Below are 22,764 nucleotides of genomic sequence, written 5' to 3'. Positions count from 1 at the left end.
GCGTGCCCTCCTAAAAAAAGCCCGCGCGTGGCGGGCTGTCAGACCGTTTAGCGTTGGGCGGCCAGTTTCGCCGCGTTGTGTCCGGCTTTGATACCAAAAATGATAATATCCGCGATGGCATTGCCGCCGATGCGGTTGGCACCATGGATGCCGCCGACCACCTCGCCTGCGGCCCACGCGCCGGGGATCACCTGTTGCGCCGCATTCAGCACTGCCGTCTCGGTATTGATGGTCACGCCGCCCATGGTGTGGTGCACGCCGGGCGCGATGCGAATCGCATAGTAGGGCCCCTGATTCAGTGGATGGCGCAGCGCAGTGGTGCGGCCAAACTCCTCATCTTTTTGGTTGATCACACATTCGTTGTAACGTCCCAGCGTGGTTTGCAGCTGCTCCTGATCCATGTTGAGCTTGACCGCCAGCTCATGCGGCGTTGGCGCGCTGATCACAAAGCCTTTGGCGATATACTCATCGGCCGCTTTGTTGTTGGCTCGCACCTGATCGTCAAACACAATCCACGCGCTTTTCTCCGGCAGCGCGATAATCTGCGCCGACACTTTGTCGCGGGTTTCCATTTCATTGCAGAAGCGCTGGCCCGCCTGGCTGACCAAAATGGCGCCGCCGCCGCGTATCGCTTCAGAGATCAGATAAGAGGTGGTCTGCTCCACCGTGGGGTGAATTTGTATTTCGCCCATGTCTACGGTCGCCGCGCCGATATGCTGCAGCATCGCGATACCGCTCCCCGTGGCGCCTTTGTGGTTGGTGGTGACGAAGCCGTCCAGCTCAGGACGGTATTTCACCACCATTTCCCGGTTAGCGCTGAAGCCGCCGGTGGCCACAATCACGCTTTTGGCGTTGAGGATGCGGCTCTCGTTGTACTCATCCACCACTTTCACGCCCGCGACCGCGCCGTTCTCCAGCAGAATTTCCTCGACAGAGGTCTCCAGCAGCACCTCAATGTTGCGCTGGTTGATGTTTTTCACCAGGCCGCTGATCAGGAAGCCGCCGACCGCCGAGCGATCTTCCGGGCGGTGGGTACGATCGATGCTCATGCCGCCGGTGATGGTGATATCGCACAGTTCGATACCTTTCGCCGCCAGCCACTCAATGGCTTGCGGGCCTTGCTCAACGAATTCGCGCAGCAGCGTCGGGTTATTTTTGAACTTACCCCCTTTGAGCGTCTCGTCGTAGAACAGATCTTTGCTATCCGCGATGCCTTTCAGCTTCTGATAGCGGGTTTCAGCCGCGTTCATACCCACCGATGCTTTAATGGTGTTACCGCCGATAGTGGGCATTTTTTCAATGATGGCGACGCGTGCGCCGTCATCGTGCGCCTGAATTGCCGCGGCCAGGCCCGCACCGCCGCTGCCGATCACCACCACATCGTAGCTGACCGGCGCATTCGGATTGCCCCCCTCTTCCAGCACGTACTCTTTACTGGAAGTGGTCAACGCGCGTGACACCGCTTTTTTCAGCGCCTCACTCTGCGTGGTCGCGCCGGTAATGGCGTCTACGTGCGGGCTGTTCGCCACCAGGATACGCTCGCGCAAGCTTTCAAACGTGCTGGTGAAATCGACGTCCAGATTGGGGTCCGGCACCAGCGCAATGTCAGTGATACGATCGGTATCAAGCGTTACATTGATTTTCAGCTTCAGCGCTTCTGCTTCCACTTTCGCCTGATACACCCCCGCTTTGTATTTGCGATGACCGTCGCTCACGTCGCGGATCATCGCGTCCACCAGCGAGAAGCGCCACAGCGGTTCAGGAATGGTCAGGGCTTCGCGCCTGGTGCTGTCAATCCACAGCTCCATATGCTGATGATGAATAGCGCGATCGGCCCAGTCGGGATAGGCGATACAGGCTTTGCCGATGGCCACCAAATCAAAGCCGCTCTCCAGCGCCAGCTCGGCATCCTCGCGGTTGACCACACCGCCGACGCCAATGACCGGCACTTTCGCCAAGGTTGGCGAACGCTGCGCGAGGTATTTGGTAATCAGCGGCGTCGGATCCTGGGTATCCACGATAGAAGGACGCAGCAGCTGGCCGACCGAAAAGTGCACGTAGTCCAGACCGCGCGCCGCGAGTTTTTCCAGCAGATACAGCGTGTCATCCCAGCGAATGCCAGGCACTTCCAACTCTTCCGGCGAGAAGCGATAGCCAATAATAAAGTCCGCGGCCGCAAAGCGGTCTGCCATCTGGTGGGTGATATCCAGCACCGCCAGCGGGAAGCGGGCGCGATTTTCACGGCTGCCGCCCCATTTGTCGTCACGCTGATTGGAGTTCGGGGAGTAGAACTGTTGGATCAAATAGGTGTTCGCGCCGTGGATCTCAACGCCGTCAAATCCCGCTTTGATCGCGCGGTTAACCGCATCACCGAACTTGGTGATCATGGTCTCCACGTCTTCACCGCTCATGGCCTGCGGCGTAGTGGCACCTTCACGCGGCGCGGCAATGGCGCTCGGCGCAATCGGGGTTTTTCCGCCAATCAGCGATGGTTCGACCATACGGCCGCCGTGATAGATCTGCAGAATGGCTTTTGAACCCTGGGTTTTAATGGCGTGGGCGATTTTTGCCAGGCCGGCAATCTTGTTGTCGCTGTCGATACCTAACGCACCGGGGAAGGCCGCACCGCGATTATCCACAAAACAGCACTCGACGATGACGGTGCCGATGCTGCCAGCGCGCACGCGATAATACTCGACGAGGTCACTGGTGACACCGCCGTCATAGTAGCCGGTGCAGGTGGTCATGGGCGCCATGACCAGACGGTTTTTCAGTACGGCGCCTTTGGGCAAGGTCAGTGGGTTAAGAATGGGGGTGAGCGTATTCATATGTTCAACTCCAGAATGTTAAATCGCCTATTAATTCTTTTGGCAGCTCGGCGCTAAATTGAATTATTTAAGTGGTCCGACTTCATGCGATTAATATACCACTTTCTTTAGTTAAATAATGCTTTGTTTTAGCTTTATAAGTTTTAGCTGGAAATAAACAAATAATAATGAAAACATAAAAAAACGCACCAGGTTAAATTTTAACCTACTATTAACAAAAATCAAAATCTGCTCACCTCCCAAATAAAATATTTATAAATCAATATAATAAAAAAATCTCCTATCATAAGAAAACGGCTTTATCCCCATTGTAATGGCCCTTACCCCTGTCACGAAAATGAAATCAGCTTTACGCTCACCGAACAAAACTCCGCGTGAGAAAATAAATGTGCTTTTTATTGATCTGGATCAATTCCGGGTTTTTAATTAATCGCATCACGGCAGCAAATAATAGATAATTCGCGTAGAAAATTTAAAAGCCAGTGTGTATTTAAGCGTTTATTCGTCTTGCTACGGTAGCGCGTGAGTTAACGCAAAAGCGAGCCGGGGCAATCCATCGCATTCTTTCTAACTTGCAGATCAAAACTATGAACACACCACTACATCGTGAACCGCCTAAAGCGCCTCCGGTGACGCCGGAGAAAAAACACCGCCTGCTGATGCTCAGCCTGCCCGCTATCGTCGCGGTGCTGCTGCTGCTGGTCCCTACCCCGGCCGGGCTGGAGCCCTACGCCTGGCACTTCTTCGCCATCTTTGTCGGCGTGATCGTCGGACTGATTTTTGAACCGCTGCCGGGTGCAGTGATTGGCCTGACCGGGGTCGTTGTTATCGCCCTGTTCAGTCCGTGGCTGCTGTTTAGCCCGGCGGAGTTGGCTGACCCTGCTTTTAAAACGGCGGCGCAGTCATTCAAATGGGCAGTGAGCGGCTTCGGCAACTCCACCGTATGGCTGATTTTCGGAGCCTTTATGTTTGCCGCCGGTTACGACAAAACCCAGTTTGGTCGCCGTCTGGCGCTGATTCTGGTGAAATATTTGGGGCGGCGCAGCCTGACGCTGGGTTACGCGATTACGTTTGCGGACCTGCTGCTGGCGCCGTTTACGCCTTCGAACACCGCTCGCAGCGGCGGTACCATCTACCCGATTATCGCCAACCTGCCGCCGCTGTATGGCTCAAAACCCAACGACCCGAGCGCGCGCAAGATTGGGTCTTATCTGATGTGGGTAGCCATTACCGCGGCCTGTATCACCAGCTCGATGTTCCTGTCGGCACTGGCGCCGAACCTGCTGGCACTGGCGCTGGTGAAAAGCGTGGTAGGGTTTGATATCAGCTGGGGAATGTGGTTCCTGGCCTTCCTGCCGCTGGGCCTGCTGCTGATCCTGACCATGCCGTTGCTGGCGTACTGGCTCTATCCGCCCGAAGTCAAAATCAATGATGAAGTGCCGCGCTGGGCGAGCGCGGAGCTGGCGAAGCTGGGCCGCTTGTCGCGTAACGAAATCCTGCTGCTGGTGTTTGTGGTGGCGGCGCTGATGATGTGGATCTTCGCCACCGCCTGGATTGAGCCCGCCATGGCTGCGCTGTTGGTGATTGTGCTGATGCTGTGGACCGGCGTGCTGAACTGGAGCGACATCACCAGCAACAAGGCGGCGTGGAATACCTTTGCCTGGTTTGCCACCCTGGTGGCACTGGCCGATGGCTTGGCCCGCGTAGGCTTTATCGCCTGGCTGGGTAAAGAGGGCGCAACGTTACTGCACGGCTACGATCCGCAGATTTCCGCCGTGGTCTTGCTGGTGGCGTTCTACCTGCTGCACTATCTGTTTGCCAGCACCACCGCGCACACCACGGCGCTACTGCCCGCCATGTTGACCATTGCGGCTTCGATTCCTGGCATTAATATGCCGGTGTTCTGCCTGATGATGTGCACCTCGCTGGGTGTCATGGGCATCATTACCCCTTACGGCACCGGCCCAAGCCCCATCTATTACGGTAGCGGCTATTTGCCCACCAAAGATTATTGGCGGCTGGGCACGATTTTTGGCGCGCTGTTCCTGGTGGCGCTGATGGCCATCGCCTATCCGTGGATGGTAATGATGTTCTGATGATGTTGCTTCCATGTTAAAAACGGCGCCGCGCTGCGCTGTGAAAGTGTTATGATGCTCGCCAGTCAGCCCTTGCGGAGGGCTGGCGAGAGAAAACTCGAATACCTGATCGCCTAATTTGACGCCCGCCGATCCGGCGTGCGACACGAAAGCTAAGTGAGCCAACATGTCGAACAAACCCTTCTACTACCAGAATCCCTTTCCTCTCGCCGACGATGACACCGACTACTATCTGCTGAGCCAAGACTATGTCTCTGTGGCCAACTTCGATGGCGAAGAGGTGCTGAAAGTCGATCCCAAAGCCCTGACGCTGCTGGCGAAACAGGCGTTCCATGACGCCTCTTTTATGCTGCGTCCCGCGCACCAGGCGCAGGTCGCGGCCATTCTCGCCGACGACGAAGCCAGTCAAAACGATAAATACGTGGCCCTGCAGTTCCTGCGCAACTCGGAAATCGCCGCTAAAGGCGTACTGCCGACCTGCCAGGACACCGGCACCGCCATCATCATGGGTAAAAAAGGCCAGCGCGTCTGGACCGGCGGCGGCGACGAAGCCGCGCTGTCTGAGGGCGTTTATCAAACCTTTATCGAAGATAACCTGCGCTATTCGCAAAACGCCGCGCTGGATATGTACAAAGAGGTCAACACCGGCACTAACCTGCCCGCGCAAATCGATCTCTACAGCGTGGACGGCGACGAGTACAAATTCCTGTGTATCGCGAAAGGCGGCGGTTCAGCCAACAAAACCTATCTCTATCAGGAAACCAAAGCGCTGATCACCCCGGCCAAGCTCAAGAACTACCTGATCGACAAAATGATGTCGCTGGGTACCGCCGCCTGCCCGCCGTACCACATTGCCTTTGTGATTGGCGGCACCTCCGCTGAAAGCACCCTCAAAACCGTGAAGCTGGCGTCCACGCACTATTACGATTCGCTGCCGACCGAAGGCAACGAGCACGGCCAGGCGTTCCGCGATACCCAGCTGGAGCAAGAGCTGCTGAAAGCCTCGCAAGAGCTGGGCCTGGGCGCGCAGTTTGGCGGCAAATATTTTGCGCACGACATTCGCGTCATCCGCCTGCCGCGTCACGGGGCTTCTTGCCCGGTCGGCATGGGCGTTTCCTGTTCCGCCGACCGCAACATCAAAGCCAAGATTAACCGCGAAGGGATCTGGATCGAGAAGCTGGAAGACAATCCCGGCCGCTACATTCCCGAGGCGCTACGCCAGCAGGGCGAAGGTGAAGTGGTTCACGTTGATCTTAACCGTCCCATGTCGGAGATTCTGGCGCAGCTCTCTTCTTACCCGGTGGCCACGCGTCTGTCGCTGAACGGGACCATTATCGTGGCGCGTGATATTGCACACGCCAAGCTGAAAGAGCGCATCGATAACGGCGAAGGGCTGCCGCAGTACATCAAGGATCATCCGGTCTACTACGCCGGTCCGGCCAAAACCCCGGAAGGTTACGCGTCCGGCTCGTTGGGCCCCACTACCGCAGGCCGCATGGATTCGTATGTTGATCTGCTCCAGGCCAACGGTGGCAGCATGGTGATGCTGGCCAAAGGCAACCGTAGCAAACAGGTGACGGATGCCTGTCAGAAACACGGTGGCTTCTATCTGGGCAGCATTGGCGGCCCTGCAGCGGTGCTGGCGCAGCAGAGCATCAAAAGCCTGGAGTGCGTGGAGTATGCCGAACTGGGCATGGAAGCGATCTGGAAAATTGAAGTAGAGAACTTCCCGGCGTTTATTCTGGTGGACAACAAAGGTAACGACTTCTTCCAGCAGATCCACAATCAGTGTGCTGCTTGCGTAAAATAACCCGTTAGCCTTCTGGCAAAAAAAATCCGCGGCGTCACGGCTGCGGATTTTTTTATGGGAGCGCTAAGCGGCGGACATTACATCCCGTGTCGCGACGCATCAAACCTTGCCTCTGCCGCGTCGTGGTGGTGGCCAACCCGCGAGGCAGGCTGGCGGTCGGGCAGATTCACGGTAATAAGATTCTCTTCAATGGCGTCCAGCACGTCATCCTGCTCTACGCTGTCATATAGCGTGTTCATGTTTTCTCCTTAACAAGGGCACGATATTACCGATTGCTTACGCTTACTATCGACAAGACAAGACTTAAATGTAGCGGAATATTCCGCTTTCGTACCTGCGACACGCTGTCACAAAGGGGTGACAGGATGATGACACCGGGCTGCCGCCTGCGCGACAGCCCGCATTATCAGAAGAAGCCCAGCGGCTGCGTGCTGTAGCTCACCAGCAGGTTCTTGGTTTGCTGATAGTGGTCCAGCATCATTTTGTGAGTTTCACGTCCAATGCCCGACTTCTTGTACCCACCAAACGCAGCGTGCGCTGGATAGAGGTGATAGCAGTTGGTCCAGACGCGGCCCGCCTTAATCGCCCGGCCCACGCGGTAGGCCCGGTTGATGTCACGCGTCCAGACGCCCGCCCCCAGCCCGTAGATCGAGTCATTGGCGATGGCGATGGCTTCCGCTTCGTCTTTAAACGTCAGCACCCCCACCACCGGCCCAAAGATCTCTTCCTGGAACACGCGCATGCTGTTATCCCCTTTTAGCAGCGTAGGCTGAATGTAGTACCCGCTGCTAAAGGCTTCACCGACGTGTTCCACGCTGCCGCCGTGCAGCACTTGCGCGCCCTCCTGCTGGGCAATCTCCAGATAGGAAAGAATTTTATCGAACTGCTGCTGCGACGCTTGGGCACCAATCATGGTGTCGGTATCCAGCGGATCGCCGCGCTTGATGGTTTGAATGCGCTTCATTACCGCTGCCATAAACGGCTCAAAGATCGACTCCTGCACCAGCGCGCGTGAGGGGCACGTGCAGACTTCGCCTTGATTCAAAAAGCCCAGTACCACGCCCTCGGCCGCTTTTTCAATAAAGCTCGCTTCCGCCTGCATAATGTCTTCGAAGAAAATGTTGGGGGATTTGCCGCCCAGCTCCACCGTGGAAGGAATCAGGCTTTTCGCCGCCAGCTCCAAAATATGTCCGCCGGTGGCGGTGGAGCCAGTAAAGGCGATTTTGGCGATGCCGGGGTGCGAGGCCAGCGCCTCACCCGCTTCCTTCCCGTAACCGTGCACTACGTTGATCACGCCCGGCGGCACCAGATCGCCAATCAGTTCCATAAAGAGCGTGATAGAAAGCGGCGTTTGCTCAGCCGGTTTTAACACCACGCAGTTGCCCGCGCCCAACGCCGGGGCCAATTTCCACGCCGCCATCAGCAGCGGAAAGTTCCAGGGAATGATCTGCCCCACTACGCCAAGCGGTTCGTGAAAATGGTAGGCGGCGGTGAACTCATCGATTTCCGCCGCACTGCCTTCCTGCGCACGCACGCAGCCAGCAAAATAGCGGAAGTGGTCCACCGCCAGCGGCAAATCGGCGGCCAGCGTTTCGCGCACCGGCTTACCGTTATCCCAGGTTTCATTCACCGCCATGTATTCGAGATTGGCCTCCAGCCGATCGGCAATTTTTAACAGCACCAGCGAGCGTGCCTGCGGCGATGTTTTTCCCCACGCTTCCGCTGCGGCGTGGGCGGCGGCCACCGCCTTGTCGATATCGCTGCGGTCCGAACGCGGAAATTCGCCGATGGGCGTGCCGTTGACCGGGCTGGTGTTGGTGAAATAATGGCCCTGCGTCGGGGCGACAAATTCGCCGTTGATGTAGTTTCCATAACGTGATTTCAGCGTAATAAGAGAATCCTGTTCTCCGGGGGCAGCGTAACGCATGATCTATCTCCTTGCGGCAGTGGTGTGCGATTAACAAAGTTCAAACGTGTTATTAACACTGAGAGATCATTGCCAGCCTGTCAGATCGCCATGCGGGAAACTGTGACCGCGCCGGAAGAAATCTGGCGCGGGACAGCGCGGCAACGCGGGGAGCGCACCATGGCCCTCGCGGACGAGCTTTTAGCACCTCGCTCCAGAAAATTCCTAATTCTTCCCATAATCCCGAGAAAAAGCGGAACCTGAGCGTGATATGCGGTCAATATCAAGCAGAACCCTAATCAGGAGAGAAAGATGTTGGCTTCAGCTCTGACGTTAATGCGCGAGAAGGCGACTTTTGTGCAGCAGTTCATCCGCAATCCGCGCAAAATGGGCAGCATCACGCCCTCCTCCGCCGCGCTCTGCCGCACCATGTGCCGCGCCGTCGACTGGGATCAGAGTCTGCGCATCGCCGAATTGGGTGCCGGCGACGGTGTGCTCACGCGTCACCTGCTGGCAAATATGGCCCCGCAGGCGCAGTTAGAGGTGTTTGAGATTTGTCCCGAGCTGGTAACGAACCTGCAGGCGCTGCACGATCCGCGCATGCAGATCCGCGCCTGTTCAGCGGAATACCTGTCAGGGCACTACGATGCCGTGTTCTCAGGCTTGCCGCTGCTGTCACTGCCGCCGGAGACGCGCGAGGCGATTCTGCACGCCGTGCATGATGCATTGAGTCCGCAGGGTGTGTTTGTGCAGTTTCAATACACGTCGCTGACGCAGCCGTTGCTGTCGCGCTACTTTACCTGGCAGCGTCAGCGGGTACTAAAAAATGTACCGCCAGCGTGGGTGTACCGCTGCACCCGCCACTATTTGCCCTGATCGCAGCGCGCCCGCGTTTGCTGCCAAAAGCGCTCGAGCAGTTCACGCGGCCAATCTTTACCGGGCATATCGACGGGTTTCTCCTGCTCGTCAGACTGGCAGGCACAGACGATGGCGTGGGTAAATTCCGGATGGAACTGCAGGGATATCGCCTGCGGCGCGTAGCGAATAATCTGGCAGCTTTCCTGCGCTGAGTGCGCCAGTACCTTTGCGTGCGGCGGCGGGATAAGCACCGACTGGCGATGCGACAGCCACGCCGGGAACGTCGCAGGGAGCTGCGTCAGCCAAGGGTCGTCATGCACGTTTTGCGTCACTGTTTTCAATCCCCCTTCCCAACCGTGCGGGTTATCGCCCACTTCACCGCCTAGCGCATGCGCCATCAACTGATGTCCGTAGCAGACGCCCAACAGCGGCAATGACGCACCGACGGCATCGCGTATCCATGCTGCCGTGCGTTCACTCCATTCAGGCCGATCGGTGACCATCGCCCACGAGCCGCTCAGGATCGCGCCGCTGATCTGCTCGAAATCGGGCAGCGGCTCGCCAAGATGGGGCCGGACAATGACATAGTCCGCGGGCTGCAGTTTGAGCGCCGCAATAAACCACGCGGGCTGCTCGCCCACCTGCTTCACCACCTCCGGCGGCGGCACGTCCAGTTGAATCAGCGCAAGGGGTAATGCGTGGGAATGGGTCATGCGAAATCGGTCCTTTTAGCCTCGGTTGGATTTTATTACTCTGGCACCGATTGCGCGCACTGTCGCGAAATTTTGCGTACTAAGTCTCTGCGCATGCTAAAAAAAGGCTGGCATCCATCACAGAAACGTGGCGCTTCGTGCCATCATTAGAGCGTGACATTTCTTTGGCAAGGCAGGGTGATATTGTGGCGTTGCGGCATTTTTTTTTAATTTTGATGGTGGTGTCGATCTGGGCGTTCAATAACGTGGCGGTGAAGTGGGGCTTGCTGGAGCTGCTGACGCTGGCTTTTACCTTTGGCTTTATGCACTTCTCCCTGCTGTTTGTGGGCATGCGCTATACCGACGCGGGTACGGGTGCGATCGTGGTCCAGCTCGGCACCCCAATTGCCATGCTGCTGGCGATGGTGGTACTCAAAGAGAAGCTGCGCCTGATTCAGCTGGTAGGCATTGCGATTTCCCTCAGCGGCGTGGCGGTGCTCTCTGGCAGCCCCACTATTCCCGCGTGGTGGGTGCTGTGCATACTGCTGTGCAGCGCATTCGGCTGGGCGATAAGCAATATGATTGTGAAAAAGTCGCCGCCGATCAAACCGCTGACGCTGACCGGTTGGATCTCCTTCCTTGCGGTGCCCATCGTGGGTACCGCCTCCTGGCTCACCGAGTCACAGCAGTTCTTCGCGTTAAGCCACGCAGGCTGGCGTGGCTGGTTCGGTATTCTCTACAGCGCCATCGCCTCGTCGATTGTGGCTTATACGCTGTGGTACTGGCTGTTGAAGAAGTACAACGTCAATTTGATCATGCCCTATTCGCTGTTGACGCCGGTGCTGGCGGTGCTGATGGGGGTGCTGGTGCTGGGTGACAGCATGAACAGTTTTAAATTGCTGGGCGCGTCGCTGGTGGTCATCGGCACCGCGATCGCGGTGATCAACGTGCGCAGTTTACGCATGCATGCGCGTTTCCCCCGGTTACGGCGGCGCTGACGCGCTCTGCTATGCTTGAGTCTCGCGCTTATTTCGGAGACGCATTATGGATACGCACTGCGCTGCCGCCCTGTGGCAGCAACTTTGGCAAGGATTGCGCGGCGCCGATCCCCTGCCTCACCTTCAGTTTGAACACACGGACACCCTCTCTTCTGCCTTTGCCGTCAGCGAACTGGCGGCCACCAGCATCGGTCTCGCCGCCCAGGCGCTCAGTGATTTATTGGGCAACGCTGCGCCGGTCAGCGTCGATGTGCGTCTGGCCTCGCGCTGGTTTCAGCAGAGCGTAAAACCGGTCAACCGACCCGCAGCAGCAAGCTGGGATGCGCTGGCAGGCGATTACGCCACGCGGGATGGCTGGATTCGTCTGCACACCAATGCACCGCATCACCGCGCCGCACTGCTGCGTACGGTGGGCCACGCGGGCGATCGCCTTGCACTGGCCGATGCGGTAGCCGCGTGGCGCGGCGACGCGCTGGAACAGGCGGTGATCGATGCCGGAGGCTGCGCGGCGGTGATGCGCAGTGAGCAAGAATGGCTGGCGCATCCGCAAGGGATGGCGGTTGAGCGGGAAGCGCTGATTGCCCAGCAGGCCGTGGGCGAAGCGCCCACGCCGGGCTGGCCGCTGCATCCGGCGCGGCCTCTGCGCGGCGTGCGTGTGCTGGATCTGACGCGTATTATCGCCGGGCCCGTGGCCACGCGCTTTTTGGCCAGCCTCGGCGCACAGGTGCTGCGCATCGACCCGCCTGACTGGCAGGAGCCGACGCTGGAAGAAGAGATGACCTGCGGCAAACGCTGCGCCCGACTGGATCTGCACACCCACGATGGACGCCAGCAGCTGCGCACGCTGATCGCCCATAGTGACGTACTGGTGCACGGCTATCGCGCGGATGCGCTGGAGAACCTGGGCTTCGATGCCGAAACGCGCCGTCAGCTGGCGCCAGGATTGGTGGACGTGAGTTTGAATGCCTGGGGATGGCGTGGCCCGTGGCGCAATCGACGCGGTTTTGATAGCCTGGTGCAGATGGGCTGCGGCATTGCTGAGCGCGGGATGGCTTGGCGCGACAGCGCGGTCCCGACACCGCTGCCGGTGCAGGGGCTGGATCACGCCACCGGCTACATGATGGCCGCCGCCGTGCTGGAAGGATTGCGCCAGCGGCGCACCCACCACGTCGGCTGGCAGGCGCACCTTTCGCTCGCGCGCACGGCACGGCTGCTGCAAACCGCCGGGGCCGCACCGCAAGGGGTGCAAAACGGCATTATGCCCCGGCCGCAGGATACGTTGAGTGCGCTGGAGGTCAATCGCTGGGGCATTGCGGAACGGCTGCGCGCCGCCGCTTATCTGCCCGGCACGCCGATGGTGTGCGCGACGCCAGCCGCTGGACTCGGCAGCAGCATCGCGTGCTGGTAATCAGTCCGCCTGATCTTCGTTAAGCTCGTCATACATCGCCTGAATGGCTTCACGGCTCAGCTCGGCCAGGGTGCGATAAAAGGCGGTGGTGGCGTGCGCCTCCACTTTGCCCAGAAACGCACCGCACCACGGCAGCAGGTAGTCATTGAAGAGCGCCAGTTGCGCAGCCGACTCATCGGCGCTGGACTGGTCTTCCAGCCACGACGCCGCCAGTAGCAGCACGCCAAAGTGATCGGCAGGCGCATCGCTCAGCGGCATACCGCGTGAGGTGAGAAAGGCGCGCACCTCAGCTTCCTGCGGGCCGTTGGGCCACTGCGAGGCATACGGCGGCACGCTGCAATCGCTGCCAACAAACAGGGCGTTGTAGTCCGCCGCCAGCGTTTGAGGATCGCTGTGCTGTTGCAGACGCTGCAGCAACGCCTCCTGCTCCAGCGGCCACTGCTCTTTAAGTTTGCCTTCGCGCAGCAGCGTAAACAGCGGCACCAGCAGCGGATCCTGCGGCTGGCGGTTGAACAGCGAGCCAATGACCCGACAGAGAATGGAAAACTCATTCATGCAACAGAAATCCTTGAGGTAAAAGTGGGCAATGTCTGCACTATCTGACCGGCAAGGGCCGAAACGATAGCGCAAGCGGCGTGACATTTAACACGCGATCGGCGGGAAAAGCTACCTTGCGGGTGATGGGGGTGTGTTGGGCCTAAGGCGAGATGGCATGTAGCCACAAAGCGCGAACGGCGATAAGAGAAATGAGCTTGAATAAGCCATTGCGACAGTTGTGTTCACTGCTATTAAGCGTGAGAGCGTAATACACCACACATCATAAAAGCCCCCTTTTCAATTAGTAAAACACTTGCAATGATTAGATAAAATATAGATTATCTAATCCCCCTTGCGGGGTATGTTCTTTGATATTTGGGGGCATAATGGTTGAAGTAGTTTGGTCTAAGCGTGCATTGAAGCATCTTGCGAAGATCGATAGCCGCTACCGGAAAGCCATTAACGAGAAGACGAAGCAGTTAGTCACCTTCCCACTTGTGATGTTAGACATAAAGAAGTTACAAGATAGCGATAACCAGTACCGGTTACGTGTTGGTGATTACAGGATAATCTTTGAATTGATAGAGGGCGAGCCAGTAGTGCTAAGGATCGAAGAAGTGACGCGCAGAACATCGAAGACTTACTGATACAAGGCGGGGCAACCCGCCGATTATGCGCCATGACATGAACCGCGACGCGAAAACACCCGGATAAACTATGTCAAAACAGTACATTTATGACGAAGCAGGCAAGCCACAATTTGTGGTATTGCCTGTTGCGGAGTATGAAAAGCTTCTTTCAGACGCTGAGGGCGAATGGGAGAGTATACCGATTGATGGTGGCCCAGATGATGACGAAACCGTACCTGGAGCCGTAGTAAACATCATGATTGAGCAGGATGTAAGCCTACAAGCTGCCTGGCGTATCCATCGTGGCTTAAGCCAGTATGACGTCGCCGAGAAGTTAGGGATGACGCAGAGCGCCATCTCTCAATTGGAGCGTGTCGAAAGTAAGCCACAGAAGAAAACGCGTGAGCGGCTGGCGAAACTCTATCAGTGCCGTCCAGAACAGCTGGTGCTTTAAAAGATACAAAGCCACCTTCACGGTGGCTTTTATGATAGGGAAGATTTTTAATTTGCGTGTTGAACGCAAAAAAATACCCACGCATTTTGCAGCATCATTCTCTCAGATGAAGTAAGCGTCATCCTCTCCCAACTTATTCATCGAGCACATCCCTCGACGCCGCAATCGGCACGCTTCATCCAGCGTGCCCACTGTTAAAACGCCGCCAACTCCGCGATCTGCTTACCGGTGCGCTGCTCGAGGAAATCCAGCAGGCGACGCGGCGTGACGTTTAATATGCGATCTTCGGGGAAATTCACGTCGCGCGTGATGCGCAGGCAGTGCTGAAAATCGCCCAGCGTAAAGGCGGTGTGCGAGTCGGAACCGAACGCCAGCAGGCCGCCCGCATCCCGCACCGCTTCCGCAATCGCGCGGCAGTTGGGTTCACTGCCCGGGCGCGAGTGGGTAAACGACGAGTTGTTGATCTCCAACGCCACGTTGTATTTGGCCGCTGCGTCGGCAATCGCGCGGATATCAACGGGGAATTTCGGGTTGCCGGGATGGCTGATGATATGCACTATTCCGCCCGCCATGGCGGCAATCATCGCCTCGGTATGGTGTGCCTTGTCGCGCGGGGCGTAGACCGGCTCATGGAAGCCCGCGACGATCAGATCCAGCGCGTCCAGCATCGGCCCGCTGCAGTCAATCTCGCCCTGCTGATTTTTGATATTGGCTTCAATACCGCGCAGCACGCCGACGCCGTCGATCACGCGCGGCCAGATACGCATATTCACGAAGTGCCAGTAGTGCGGCGCATCGGCCATGTCCGGCCCGTGATCGGTGATAGCAAACAGCTTAAGGCCGTTCTGTTTGGCCTGCGCAACATAATCATGCAGCGTACTGTAAGCGTGCGTGCTGGCAACGGTGTGCATATGCAAATCTACGGGATACATCCTCTTCTCCTGTCAACGAGTGAATTAATAACCGCGCTGGCGATCCACCAACCCGTCCGGCATGTTGCCCTGCTCCAGCGTCAGAATGGCTGAAGCAATAAAGTCCATCGCTTCGTCCGGCAGCGTGATGGCCGCAGTATGCGGCGTCATCATGACGTTTGGATGAGACCACAGCGGATGCGCGGCAGGCAGTGGCTCGGTTTGATAAACATCCAGCGCCGCAGCGGCCAGTTGTCCGCTGTCGAGCGCGCGCAGCAGATCGGCCTCAACTACGTGTGCGCCGCGGGCCAAGTTAAGGAAACAGGCACCGCGCGGCAGTTGATGAAGCAGCGGGGCATCAATCAGATTGGTGGTTTCCGGCGTGGCGGGCAGCAGATCGATCAGCACCTGCGTGTCGGACAAAAAAGCGGAAAGCTGCTCGGGGCCATGAAACGTCTCCACGCCATCGATGTTTTTCGGTGAGCGGCTCCAGCTGCGCAGCGGAAATCCCCACTGGCGCAAACTCTCCAGCACGCTGCGGCCCAGCACCCCGGCGCCGAGTACCCCTATCGTGAAGCGTTCACGCGCAGGCGGCGTCAGCGGCTGCCATTGACTCTGCTGTTGCTGCTGGCGATAGTCGGCAAAGCGGCGGTACCAACCCAGCACGCACCAGGTGGCATACTCTTGCATCTGCCGCGCCATGCCGGTGTCTTCCAAACGAAACAGCGGCACCGTCTCGGGCAGCATCGCCGGATTATCACGCAGCTGCTGTAGGATCTCATCCACGCCCGCGCCCATGGCGAAGACGCCGCGTAGCGTGCGATCCGTTAACATCTCAGCGGGCGGCGAACGCACGATCGCATAGTCCGCAGGCGCGTTATCGCCTACCTGCCACTGACGCACCTGCGCCTGCGGCAGGCGCTGCCGCAGGCCGTTAAGCCACGTTTCAGGATCTTGTGAGGGGTGATACCAAATAATCTCCATACCGCACTCCTTTTTTCTTTTCAGCCTCAGGTAAATTGCGGTGCAGGGCAAGCGAAATTCCGCCCAGGATCATAATTTCGCGCGTGATTAAGTGCGCACGCTTCACATTTCCACGGCCGCGCGCGGATAAGCGGCGCGATAGCAGCTAAAGTTGTCAGGGTGGTCAACGCGTTAGCACACCACCTTTTCGGACAAGGAGAAAAACCGATGATAAGAAATGTCGTATTTACGCCAGCACGTCTCGCTTTCCTGCTCAGTGCTGCACTGCTGACCGGCGCTACCGCCGCGCAGGCCGAGGACAGCAGCCGTATGTTGAACAGCCAGCCGCAGCCGCCCGATGTGCGCCTGGGCCCCTTGTTTGAGGCCGTGCAAAAGGCGAAATTTTACCCGGATCAAAAAACCTTTGCTGACGCGGTGCCAAAATACAATCCGTCTTCCATCTTAGCCGACTGGCAGATGCAGAAAGGCCAACGCAATTTCGACTTAAAACGCTTTGTCAACGCCAACTTTACCCTGCCGAAAGCGCAAGATACTTATGTGCCGCCTGCCGGACAAAGCCTGCGCGAGCACATTAACGGCCTGTGGCCGGTGCTGACGCGCTCTACCCCCGAGGTGAACCAGTACGATTCTTTACTGCCGCTGCCCAAACCCTATGTGGTGCCGGGGGGCCGCTTCCGCGAGGTCTATTACTGGGACAGCTATTTCACCATGCTCGGCCTGGCTGAGAGCGGCCATTGGGATCGCGTGCAGGACATGGTGGACAACTTCGCCACCGAACTGGATAAGTATGGCCATATCCCCAACGGCAACCGCAGCTACTATTTGAGCCGTTCTCAGCCGCCTTTCTTTAGCTTGATGGTGGACTTGCTGGCGACCCACGGCGGAGACGATGTCTACCGCCGCTACCTGCCGCAGCTGCAAAAAGAGTACGCCTATTGGATGGCGGGCAGCGATAAGCTTGCCGCCGGCAGCGCCGCGCAGCGCGTGGTCAAATTGCAGGACGGCACGCTGCTTAACCGCTACTGGGACGACCGCGACGCCCCCCGCACCGAGTCGTGGCTGGATGACGTGAACACCGCAAACAAAGCGCCGGAACGCAACAAACAGCAGGTTTATCGCGATCTGCGCGCCGGTGCCGCTTCGGGGTGGGATTTCAGTTCGCGCTGGTTCAGTGACGCACACAACCTTGCCTCCATCCGTACCACGCAGATCGCGCCGGTGGATCTCAACAGCCTGATGTTCCATCTGGAGCAGGTACTGGCAAAAGCTTCTGGCCTCGCCAATCACGCCGATCAGGCCAGACACTATGCGGCGGATGCTGAAAAACGCCAGGCAGCGATCAATCGCTACCTGTGGAATGAAAAACAGGGCTGGTATGCCGACTATAACTGGGAGAAAAAGCAGGTTCAGCCGCAGCTGACCGCCGCCGCGCTCTTCCCGCTTTATGTTCAAGCTGCCGGGGATAAGCCAGCCGCGCGCACCGCGCAAGCGGTTGAAAAACAGCTGCTGAAACCTGGCGGGCTGGTGACAACCACCGTCAACAATGGCCAGCAATGGGATGCGCCTAACGGCTGGGCACCGTTACAGTGGGTAGCCGTGGAAGGGCTCGAGCAGTACCGTCAGCCGAAACTGGCCCAGCAGATTGGCCAGCGCTTCCTGCAAAACGTGCAGGCCACTTATGACAAAGAACATAAGCTGGTGGAAAAATATGTGGTAGAAGGCAAACAGCTGGGCGGCGGTGGCGGTGGCGAATACCCGCTGCAGGATGGCTTTGGCTGGACCAACGGCGTCACGCTGAAACTGCTGGATAAATACTGCCCGAAAGAGAAAACCTGTAACAGCGCGCACGATATTCCCAATCTGCCTGCGATCAACCGCGCGCCATAGCGTCCGTTGGTCTCATCTGCGGGGTCAAGATGGCGTTGACCCCGCGCTTTTTATCCCTGTTTTCTCGCCCCCTCGCTTGCCAATACGTTCAGTACTTGAAACTCACCCGCATTAAAGATAATAATTCTCACTATCAAACTAAATCTTGTTCTCATTTTACTGCAGGCCGAGTGACGGCTGCGTTTGTTTGTGTTCATCATTAAGGAAAAACGATGTTGCCCTTCCCTCTTAATCGCGTTGGCCTGTGCTGCGCGCTGGCGTTGTCGCTGCCCGGCGTCAGCGCGGCTGAAGATGCGCTGATTGTTACAGCACAACCGCAGGAGACCGCCACCTCCCCCACCCAAGGCTATCTGGCGACCCAAAGCAACGGCGCGAGTAAAATTGACCGTCCGCTGATCACCACCCCGCAGTCGGTTTCGGTGATAACGCGTCAGCAAATCGATGACCAAGGCGCGCGCGATCTCAATGAGGCGCTCAATTATACGCCGGGCGTGTTTACCAACTTTGGCGGCGCCGCCACGCGCTACGATACGGTTTCGCTGCGCGGCTTCCACGGCGGCGACGTCGACAACACGTTCCTTGATGGGCTGCGCGTCATGAGCGATGGCGGCAGCTTTAACGTGATGCAGGTAGACAACTGGTTCCTGGAACGGGTGGATGTGATCAAAGGCCCTTCGTCCTCGCTCTATGGTCAAACCGTACCGGGTGGGCTGGTCAACATGGTGAGTAAACGCCCGCAGTACGCCGAAGAGGGCCATTTCCGCCTCTCCACCGGGACCAACGCGACCAACAGCGCCGCCTTTGATTACACCAACGCCATCAATAACCAGTGGGCATTTCGTCTCACCGGTATTACGCGTAACAGCGACACGCAATACGCGCACACGCGCGAGGAAAAGTACGCGATTTCGCCGCAGCTGATGTGGCAGCCGGATGAAGACACCAGCCTGAACCTGCGTGCCTATTTACAAAAAGATCCTTCGGGCGGCTATCACGGTTCCGTGCCCGCCGAAGGCAGCCTGTATGCGCACAATGGCCGCATGCTGCCCAAGGGCTACTACGAAGGCGACAGCGGCTTGGATCAGTTCAAGCGCAACGAGCAAATTTACAGCTACGACTTCTCACATCGCTTCAACGATGTCTGGTCGGTGGCGTCCACCTCCAGCTACAGCCACAGCAACGTCGATCTCGATCAGGTTTATCAACTTGGCTGGGATACGGCCAATTCCGACCTGCTCAACCGCTACTATTCCGGGGAGCGCTCGTCGCTTAGCGCCTGGGCCACGGACAACCGCGTGCAGGCTGACTTTGCCACCGGTGCGGTGCAGCATCAGTTGGTGATCGGCGCAGAGTATCACCGCTATAAAAATGAACTGAGCAATGCGAGCGGCTACGCCAATCAGCTAAATCCGTGGACGGGAGAAGCGGTGGGTGCGATGCCGGACTTTAGCTGGACCGCATCCACCCGCCGCTACGCGCAAACCGGCCTTTATCTGCAAGATGCGCTGCAGCTTGACCGCTGGCACCTGGATCTCTCGGGTCGCTACGATCGCATCGTGTCCGACAATGGCACCCGTCGCCGCCAGGACGATCACGTCAGCGGGCGCGCCGCGCTGCTGTATGCGTTCGACAGCGGCATTTCACCTTACGTGAGCTGGAGCCAGGCGATTACGCCAGCGTCTCTGACCGATCCCGACGGCAATCAGCTTAAACCCACCACTGCCGAACAGTATGAAGCGGGTGTGAAATACCAGCCGCCGGGCACGCGCGATATGTATTCGGTTGCGCTATACGACCTGACGCAGAAAGACGTCGCCAACCGTAATGTTATCGACAGCAGCTATTCCCCGTCGGGCAAAGTGCATGCGCAGGGTATTGAGTTCGAAGCCAAGAGCCAGATCACGCAGCGCCTCAGCGTGCTGGCGGGCTATTCGCTGAATCACGTGCGCTTCAAAGACTCGGTGGACGGCAACAGCGGCCATACCCCTTACGTGACGCCAAACAGCATGGCATCGCTGTGGGGACGCTATCAGTTTGATTACGGCCTGAGCGCGGGCGCGGGCGTGCGTTACATCGGCAAACAGTGGGCAGACAATGAAAACACCACCCGTCTGCCGTCTGCCACGCTGTTTGACGTCAGCGTCCGTGCGGATTTGGGCGCATGGAATCCCCAGCTGAAAGGGGCATGGGTGCAGCTTGCGGCGAATAACCTTACGGATAAGGATTATCTTGCTGCCTGCTACGGCACGGGTTACTGCTACCGCGGCGCAGAGCGCACCGTCACGGCGACCGTGGGCTACGACTTCTAATAACGAAAAAAAACCGCAGCGTAAGCTGCGGTTTTTCTAAAGGGGTTGTACGCTGGCTAGCTGCGCACTTTACGGTAGATCCACAGCACCACAATGGCACCGACTACCGCGACGGCAAAGCTGCCGAGGTTGAAGCCGTCCACTTTCCCAAAGCCAAACAGGGTACTGATCCAGCCACCCACCACCGCACCGACAATCCCCAGTACCACGGTGAGAATAAATCCGCCGCCATCTTTACCGGGCATGATCCATTTAGCGATAATACCGGCGATCAGACCAAAAATAATCCATGAAAGAATACCCATTTACTGCTCCTTACGTTATTTATCAAGGTGTTCACCGCGTAAGTATAGTCAGGGATTTTCGCTCTGCCTGATTAACGTCACTGGAAAGTGCCGCAGGTCGATTAAAGCTTTACACGCCGCCGTCGATAATCGTTCAAGCGCGTGTATTCATATTAGACCCATCCCGAAGTGGAGCAGGACGTGAAAGAAGCGGACAACGAACAATATTTAAAACGCGGCACGCTGGCCGTGCTTAACGTCATGAAAGATTTACTGCGGATCCAGGCACCGCTGATGGCCAGCTTTGCGCGCGGTCAGTTTATCAGCCGTATGCTATTTGCCGACGAAGATCGCCTCATTTTCGACCTCGGCAGTAATCAACTGGATAACCAGCTGGCGCTGGAAAGCGGCGAGGTCAACATCACCGCGGAAACGTACGGCGCGAAAGTCGAATTTAGCCTGTCTAACCTCGAACAGACAGAATATGAGGGGTTGCCCGCCTTTGCCGCGCCGCTGCCCGAGCTGCTGTGGCAGATTCAACGCCGCGAGTTCTTCCGCATCGGTGTCCCTATCGAGCCAACGTTTTACTGTCACGCGCAGTGGCCGAATGGCAATCCAGTGCGCTTCCGCCTGCAGGACTTATCGGTGGGTGGCGCCGGCGTGCTGGTTGACGAAGCCCTGCCGGACGATCTGCATAACGGCGATCGCTTCGATAATTTACGCGTTGATTTGGGCGAATACGGCCACTTTGCCGTGACCGCCCAACTGCTGCAGATTGGCGAACGCAGCGTCATTACCAGCAAAAACGAAACCCGCGTGACGCCGCGTCTCAGCTTCCGCTTTATTGCTATCGATCCGGTACAGGAGCGCCAGCTGCAGCAGGTAATCTTCGCGCTGGAGCGCCAGGCGCGCGATAAGGCCACCCGCTTTCAGTAATCACGCCGTCGCGGTCGCAGTCAGGTCGCGATAAGCTATGCTTTCTCCTTGCTTCTTTTACCGTCCCCAGCAAGGAGAATATCCCCAATGGAAAACTGGCTTTCCGCCGAACGCTTACACTTTCTGTTTTTTAATCACACTTTCTGGATTAACAGCCTCGTGGTTGTCTTGGGCACGCTGGTTATCTGGTGGCTGCTGCGCAACATTATCCGCTTTGTCTCCAACCGCATCGCCCGCTACAGCGAACAGCGCCATCTGCGCATCACCGGTATTGTGGTGGAAATTCTGCGCAGCACCAGCCAACTGCTGCTGCTGATCTTCTCGCTGCTTATCACGCTAAAATTTATTGATCTTCCCCCCAGCTGGAGCGTGACGATTGCGCACGGCTGGTTTTTGGCGCTGATTCTGCAGCTGACCCTGTGGCTGGATTGCGGCATCCGCCTGTGGCTGCACAGCCTACTGCGCGATCCGCTGCACGTGCGTAATCCGGTGACCACGGTAATTCTGGGCATTTTGCTGCGCATGGTGGTGTGGGTGATGATGCTGCTGGCCATCCTCTCCAATATGGGCATCGACATCACGGCGCTGGTTGCCAGCTTGGGCGTGGGCGGGATCGCGATCGCGTTAGCGATTCAAACGGTCTTAAGCGATGTGTTTGCCTCGCTGGCCATCGGCTTCGACAAGCCGTTTGAACACGGTGATTTTATCGTGTTTGGCGATATCGCCGGATCGATTGAGCACATTGGCCTAAAAACCACGCGGCTGCGCAGCCTTGGCGGGGAGCAGATTGTCTGTTCGAACACCATTTTGTTGCAGCAGACCATCCACAACTATAAGCGCATGCAGCAGCGCCGCATCGTGTTCAAATTTGGCGTTCATTACGATACGCCTGCGGAGAAAGTGCGCCAGATTGGCGATCGGGTGAAGGGCATTATCGAGGGGGTGCCCAATACGCGCTTTGACCGCGCCCATTTTCTGGCGTTTGATGAATCGCAACTTACGTTTGAGGTCGTGTACTTTGTGCTAAGCGCCGACTACAACACGTACATGGATGTCCAGCAGGAGATCAATCTGCAGATCATGGCGACGCTAGAGGAGCAGCAGATCCGCTTTGGTTTCCCTATGCGACACGTGGCGTTCACCGGCGGCGTCCTGCCGCGCATCAATATCGCCGAGGAGCCCTCCACCGCAGCAACGGCACAGCAGTAGTTAATTGGCAGGCGGCAGACGTCGCCTG

The 22,764-nt window shown here is 57.6% G+C and carries 19 protein-coding genes; 11 read left to right on the top strand and 8 right to left on the bottom strand.

All coding sequences use genetic code 11. The features are described 5' to 3' along the window. Positions 1-47: 47 nt before the first annotated feature. Positions 48-2,828, bottom strand: coding sequence for a flavocytochrome c (locus LU196_RS11600; protein WP_232757668.1), 2,781 nt, complete (start codon positions 2,826-2,828; stop codon positions 48-50). 587 nt (positions 2,829-3,415) lie between these two features. Between LU196_RS11600 and LU196_RS11595 the strand changes: the two genes are divergently transcribed. Further along, positions 3,416-4,924 carry an anion permease gene (locus tag LU196_RS11595; protein WP_304622734.1) on the top strand — a complete coding sequence of 503 codons (1,509 nt, stop codon included), beginning with the start codon at positions 3,416-3,418 and terminating at the stop codon, positions 4,922-4,924. Between the two features lie 166 nt (positions 4,925-5,090). Further along, positions 5,091-6,734, top strand: a complete 1,644-nt coding sequence (fumA, locus tag LU196_RS11590) for a class I fumarate hydratase FumA (RefSeq protein WP_232757669.1) — start codon at positions 5,091-5,093, stop codon at positions 6,732-6,734. Positions 6,735-6,811: 77 nt separating this feature from the next. Here the strand turns inward: fumA and LU196_RS11585 are convergent, their stop codons facing one another. Further along, positions 6,812-6,973, bottom strand: a complete 162-nt coding sequence (locus tag LU196_RS11585; protein ID WP_232757670.1) for a hypothetical protein — start codon at positions 6,971-6,973, stop codon at positions 6,812-6,814. Positions 6,974-7,140: 167 nt separating this feature from the next. Continuing rightward, complete coding sequence (locus tag LU196_RS11580) at positions 7,141-8,661, bottom strand: aldehyde dehydrogenase family protein (RefSeq protein ID WP_232757671.1); 1,521 nt, start codon at positions 8,659-8,661, stop codon at positions 7,141-7,143. A gap of 291 nt (positions 8,662-8,952) precedes the next feature. On the opposite strand from LU196_RS11580, the gene LU196_RS11575 reads away from it, so the two are divergent. Further along, positions 8,953-9,516 (top strand): class I SAM-dependent methyltransferase, encoded by a 564-nt coding sequence (locus tag LU196_RS11575; RefSeq protein ID WP_232757672.1) that lies wholly within the window; start codon positions 8,953-8,955, stop codon positions 9,514-9,516. On the opposite strand, the gene LU196_RS11570 is transcribed toward LU196_RS11575, so the two are convergent. Then, positions 9,504-10,211 carry a glutamine amidotransferase gene (locus tag LU196_RS11570; RefSeq protein WP_232757673.1) on the bottom strand — a complete coding sequence of 236 codons (708 nt, stop codon included), beginning with the start codon at positions 10,209-10,211 and terminating at the stop codon, positions 9,504-9,506. The genes LU196_RS11575 and LU196_RS11570 overlap by 13 nt on opposite strands. A gap of 185 nt (positions 10,212-10,396) precedes the next feature. On the opposite strand from LU196_RS11570, the gene LU196_RS11565 reads away from it, so the two are divergent. Continuing rightward, entirely contained in the window at positions 10,397-11,188 is a 792-nt protein-coding gene (locus LU196_RS11565) for a DMT family transporter (RefSeq protein ID WP_232758237.1), read from the top strand. Positions 11,189-11,234: 46 nt separating this feature from the next. Further along, the gene (locus tag LU196_RS11560; protein WP_232757674.1) at positions 11,235-12,596 is read left to right on the top strand and encodes a CoA transferase; all 1,362 of its coding nucleotides are present in this window, start codon (positions 11,235-11,237) and stop codon (positions 12,594-12,596) included. Here LU196_RS11560 and LU196_RS11555 read toward each other — a convergent pair whose 3' ends face one another. After that, entirely contained in the window at positions 12,597-13,151 is a 555-nt protein-coding gene (locus tag LU196_RS11555; protein WP_232757675.1) for a molecular chaperone, read from the bottom strand. Between the two features lie 368 nt (positions 13,152-13,519). Between LU196_RS11555 and LU196_RS11550 the strand changes: the two genes are divergently transcribed. Next, positions 13,520-13,780 (top strand): type II toxin-antitoxin system RelE/ParE family toxin, encoded by a 261-nt coding sequence (locus tag LU196_RS11550; protein ID WP_232757676.1) that lies wholly within the window; start codon positions 13,520-13,522, stop codon positions 13,778-13,780. A 70-nt stretch (positions 13,781-13,850) separates the two neighbouring features. Further along, complete coding sequence (locus LU196_RS11545; RefSeq protein WP_232757677.1) at positions 13,851-14,216, top strand: helix-turn-helix domain-containing protein; 366 nt, start codon at positions 13,851-13,853, stop codon at positions 14,214-14,216. Positions 14,217-14,410: 194 nt separating this feature from the next. Here the strand turns inward: LU196_RS11545 and LU196_RS11540 are convergent, their stop codons facing one another. Together LU196_RS11540 and ghrA are read right to left on the bottom strand one after the other, a co-directional pair. Further along, positions 14,411-15,148, bottom strand: a complete 738-nt coding sequence (locus LU196_RS11540) for a phosphatase (RefSeq protein ID WP_232757678.1) — start codon at positions 15,146-15,148, stop codon at positions 14,411-14,413. Between the two features lie 24 nt (positions 15,149-15,172). Beyond that, complete coding sequence (gene ghrA / locus LU196_RS11535; RefSeq protein WP_232757679.1) at positions 15,173-16,111, bottom strand: glyoxylate/hydroxypyruvate reductase GhrA; 939 nt, start codon at positions 16,109-16,111, stop codon at positions 15,173-15,175. Positions 16,112-16,318: 207 nt separating this feature from the next. Between ghrA and treA the strand changes: the two genes are divergently transcribed. Both treA and LU196_RS11525 read left to right on the top strand, forming a co-directional pair. Beyond that, the gene (treA, locus tag LU196_RS11530; protein ID WP_232757680.1) at positions 16,319-17,998 is read left to right on the top strand and encodes an alpha,alpha-trehalase TreA; all 1,680 of its coding nucleotides are present in this window, start codon (positions 16,319-16,321) and stop codon (positions 17,996-17,998) included. A 212-nt stretch (positions 17,999-18,210) separates the two neighbouring features. Continuing rightward, complete coding sequence (locus tag LU196_RS11525; RefSeq protein ID WP_232757681.1) at positions 18,211-20,307, top strand: TonB-dependent siderophore receptor; 2,097 nt, start codon at positions 18,211-18,213, stop codon at positions 20,305-20,307. A 56-nt stretch (positions 20,308-20,363) separates the two neighbouring features. Here LU196_RS11525 and LU196_RS11520 read toward each other — a convergent pair whose 3' ends face one another. Beyond that, a complete protein-coding gene (locus tag LU196_RS11520) occupies positions 20,364-20,612 on the bottom strand; it encodes a GlsB/YeaQ/YmgE family stress response membrane protein (protein WP_232757682.1) in 249 nt (82 codons plus the stop codon). A gap of 180 nt (positions 20,613-20,792) precedes the next feature. On the opposite strand from LU196_RS11520, the gene LU196_RS11515 reads away from it, so the two are divergent. Beyond that, positions 20,793-21,527 carry a flagellar brake protein gene (locus LU196_RS11515; protein WP_232757683.1) on the top strand — a complete coding sequence of 245 codons (735 nt, stop codon included), beginning with the start codon at positions 20,793-20,795 and terminating at the stop codon, positions 21,525-21,527. A gap of 87 nt (positions 21,528-21,614) precedes the next feature. Then, positions 21,615-22,736, top strand: coding sequence for a mechanosensitive ion channel family protein (locus LU196_RS11510; RefSeq protein WP_232757684.1), 1,122 nt, complete (start codon positions 21,615-21,617; stop codon positions 22,734-22,736). Positions 22,737-22,764: the final 28 nt, after the last annotated feature.

Origin of the sequence: Pantoea sp. Mb-10 (assembly GCF_021272205.1) — a bacterium.
Classification (GTDB): Bacteria; Pseudomonadota; Gammaproteobacteria; order Enterobacterales; family Enterobacteriaceae; genus Pantoea.
The sequence above is the reverse complement of the archived record's forward strand: the minus strand, read 5'-3'. Positions and strand labels throughout refer to the sequence as shown.

Bases quoted from the DNA above. Each gene is read 5' to 3' on its own strand.
- LU196_RS11600 (WP_232757668.1), bottom strand. From the start codon at position 2,828: ATGAATACGCTCACCCCCATTCTTAACCCACTGACCTTGCCCAAAGGC.
- LU196_RS11595 (WP_304622734.1), top strand. From the start codon at position 3,416: ATGAACACACCACTACATCGTGAACCGCCTAAAGCGCCTCCGGTGACG.
- fumA (WP_232757669.1), top strand. From the start codon at position 5,091: ATGTCGAACAAACCCTTCTACTACCAGAATCCCTTTCCTCTCGCCGAC.
- LU196_RS11585 (WP_232757670.1), bottom strand. From the start codon at position 6,973: ATGAACACGCTATATGACAGCGTAGAGCAGGATGACGTGCTGGACGCC.
- LU196_RS11580 (WP_232757671.1), bottom strand. From the start codon at position 8,661: ATGCGTTACGCTGCCCCCGGAGAACAGGATTCTCTTATTACGCTGAAA.
- LU196_RS11575 (WP_232757672.1), top strand. From the start codon at position 8,953: ATGTTGGCTTCAGCTCTGACGTTAATGCGCGAGAAGGCGACTTTTGTG.
- LU196_RS11570 (WP_232757673.1), bottom strand. From the start codon at position 10,211: ATGACCCATTCCCACGCATTACCCCTTGCGCTGATTCAACTGGACGTG.
- LU196_RS11560 (WP_232757674.1), top strand. From the start codon at position 11,235: ATGGATACGCACTGCGCTGCCGCCCTGTGGCAGCAACTTTGGCAAGGA.
- LU196_RS11555 (WP_232757675.1), bottom strand. From the start codon at position 13,151: ATGAATGAGTTTTCCATTCTCTGTCGGGTCATTGGCTCGCTGTTCAAC.
- LU196_RS11550 (WP_232757676.1), top strand. From the start codon at position 13,520: ATGGTTGAAGTAGTTTGGTCTAAGCGTGCATTGAAGCATCTTGCGAAG.
- LU196_RS11545 (WP_232757677.1), top strand. From the start codon at position 13,851: ATGTCAAAACAGTACATTTATGACGAAGCAGGCAAGCCACAATTTGTG.
- LU196_RS11540 (WP_232757678.1), bottom strand. From the start codon at position 15,148: ATGTATCCCGTAGATTTGCATATGCACACCGTTGCCAGCACGCACGCT.
- ghrA (WP_232757679.1), bottom strand. From the start codon at position 16,111: ATGGAGATTATTTGGTATCACCCCTCACAAGATCCTGAAACGTGGCTT.
- treA (WP_232757680.1), top strand. From the start codon at position 16,319: ATGATAAGAAATGTCGTATTTACGCCAGCACGTCTCGCTTTCCTGCTC.
- LU196_RS11525 (WP_232757681.1), top strand. From the start codon at position 18,211: ATGTTGCCCTTCCCTCTTAATCGCGTTGGCCTGTGCTGCGCGCTGGCG.
- LU196_RS11520 (WP_232757682.1), bottom strand. From the start codon at position 20,612: ATGGGTATTCTTTCATGGATTATTTTTGGTCTGATCGCCGGTATTATC.
- LU196_RS11510 (WP_232757684.1), top strand. From the start codon at position 21,615: ATGGAAAACTGGCTTTCCGCCGAACGCTTACACTTTCTGTTTTTTAAT.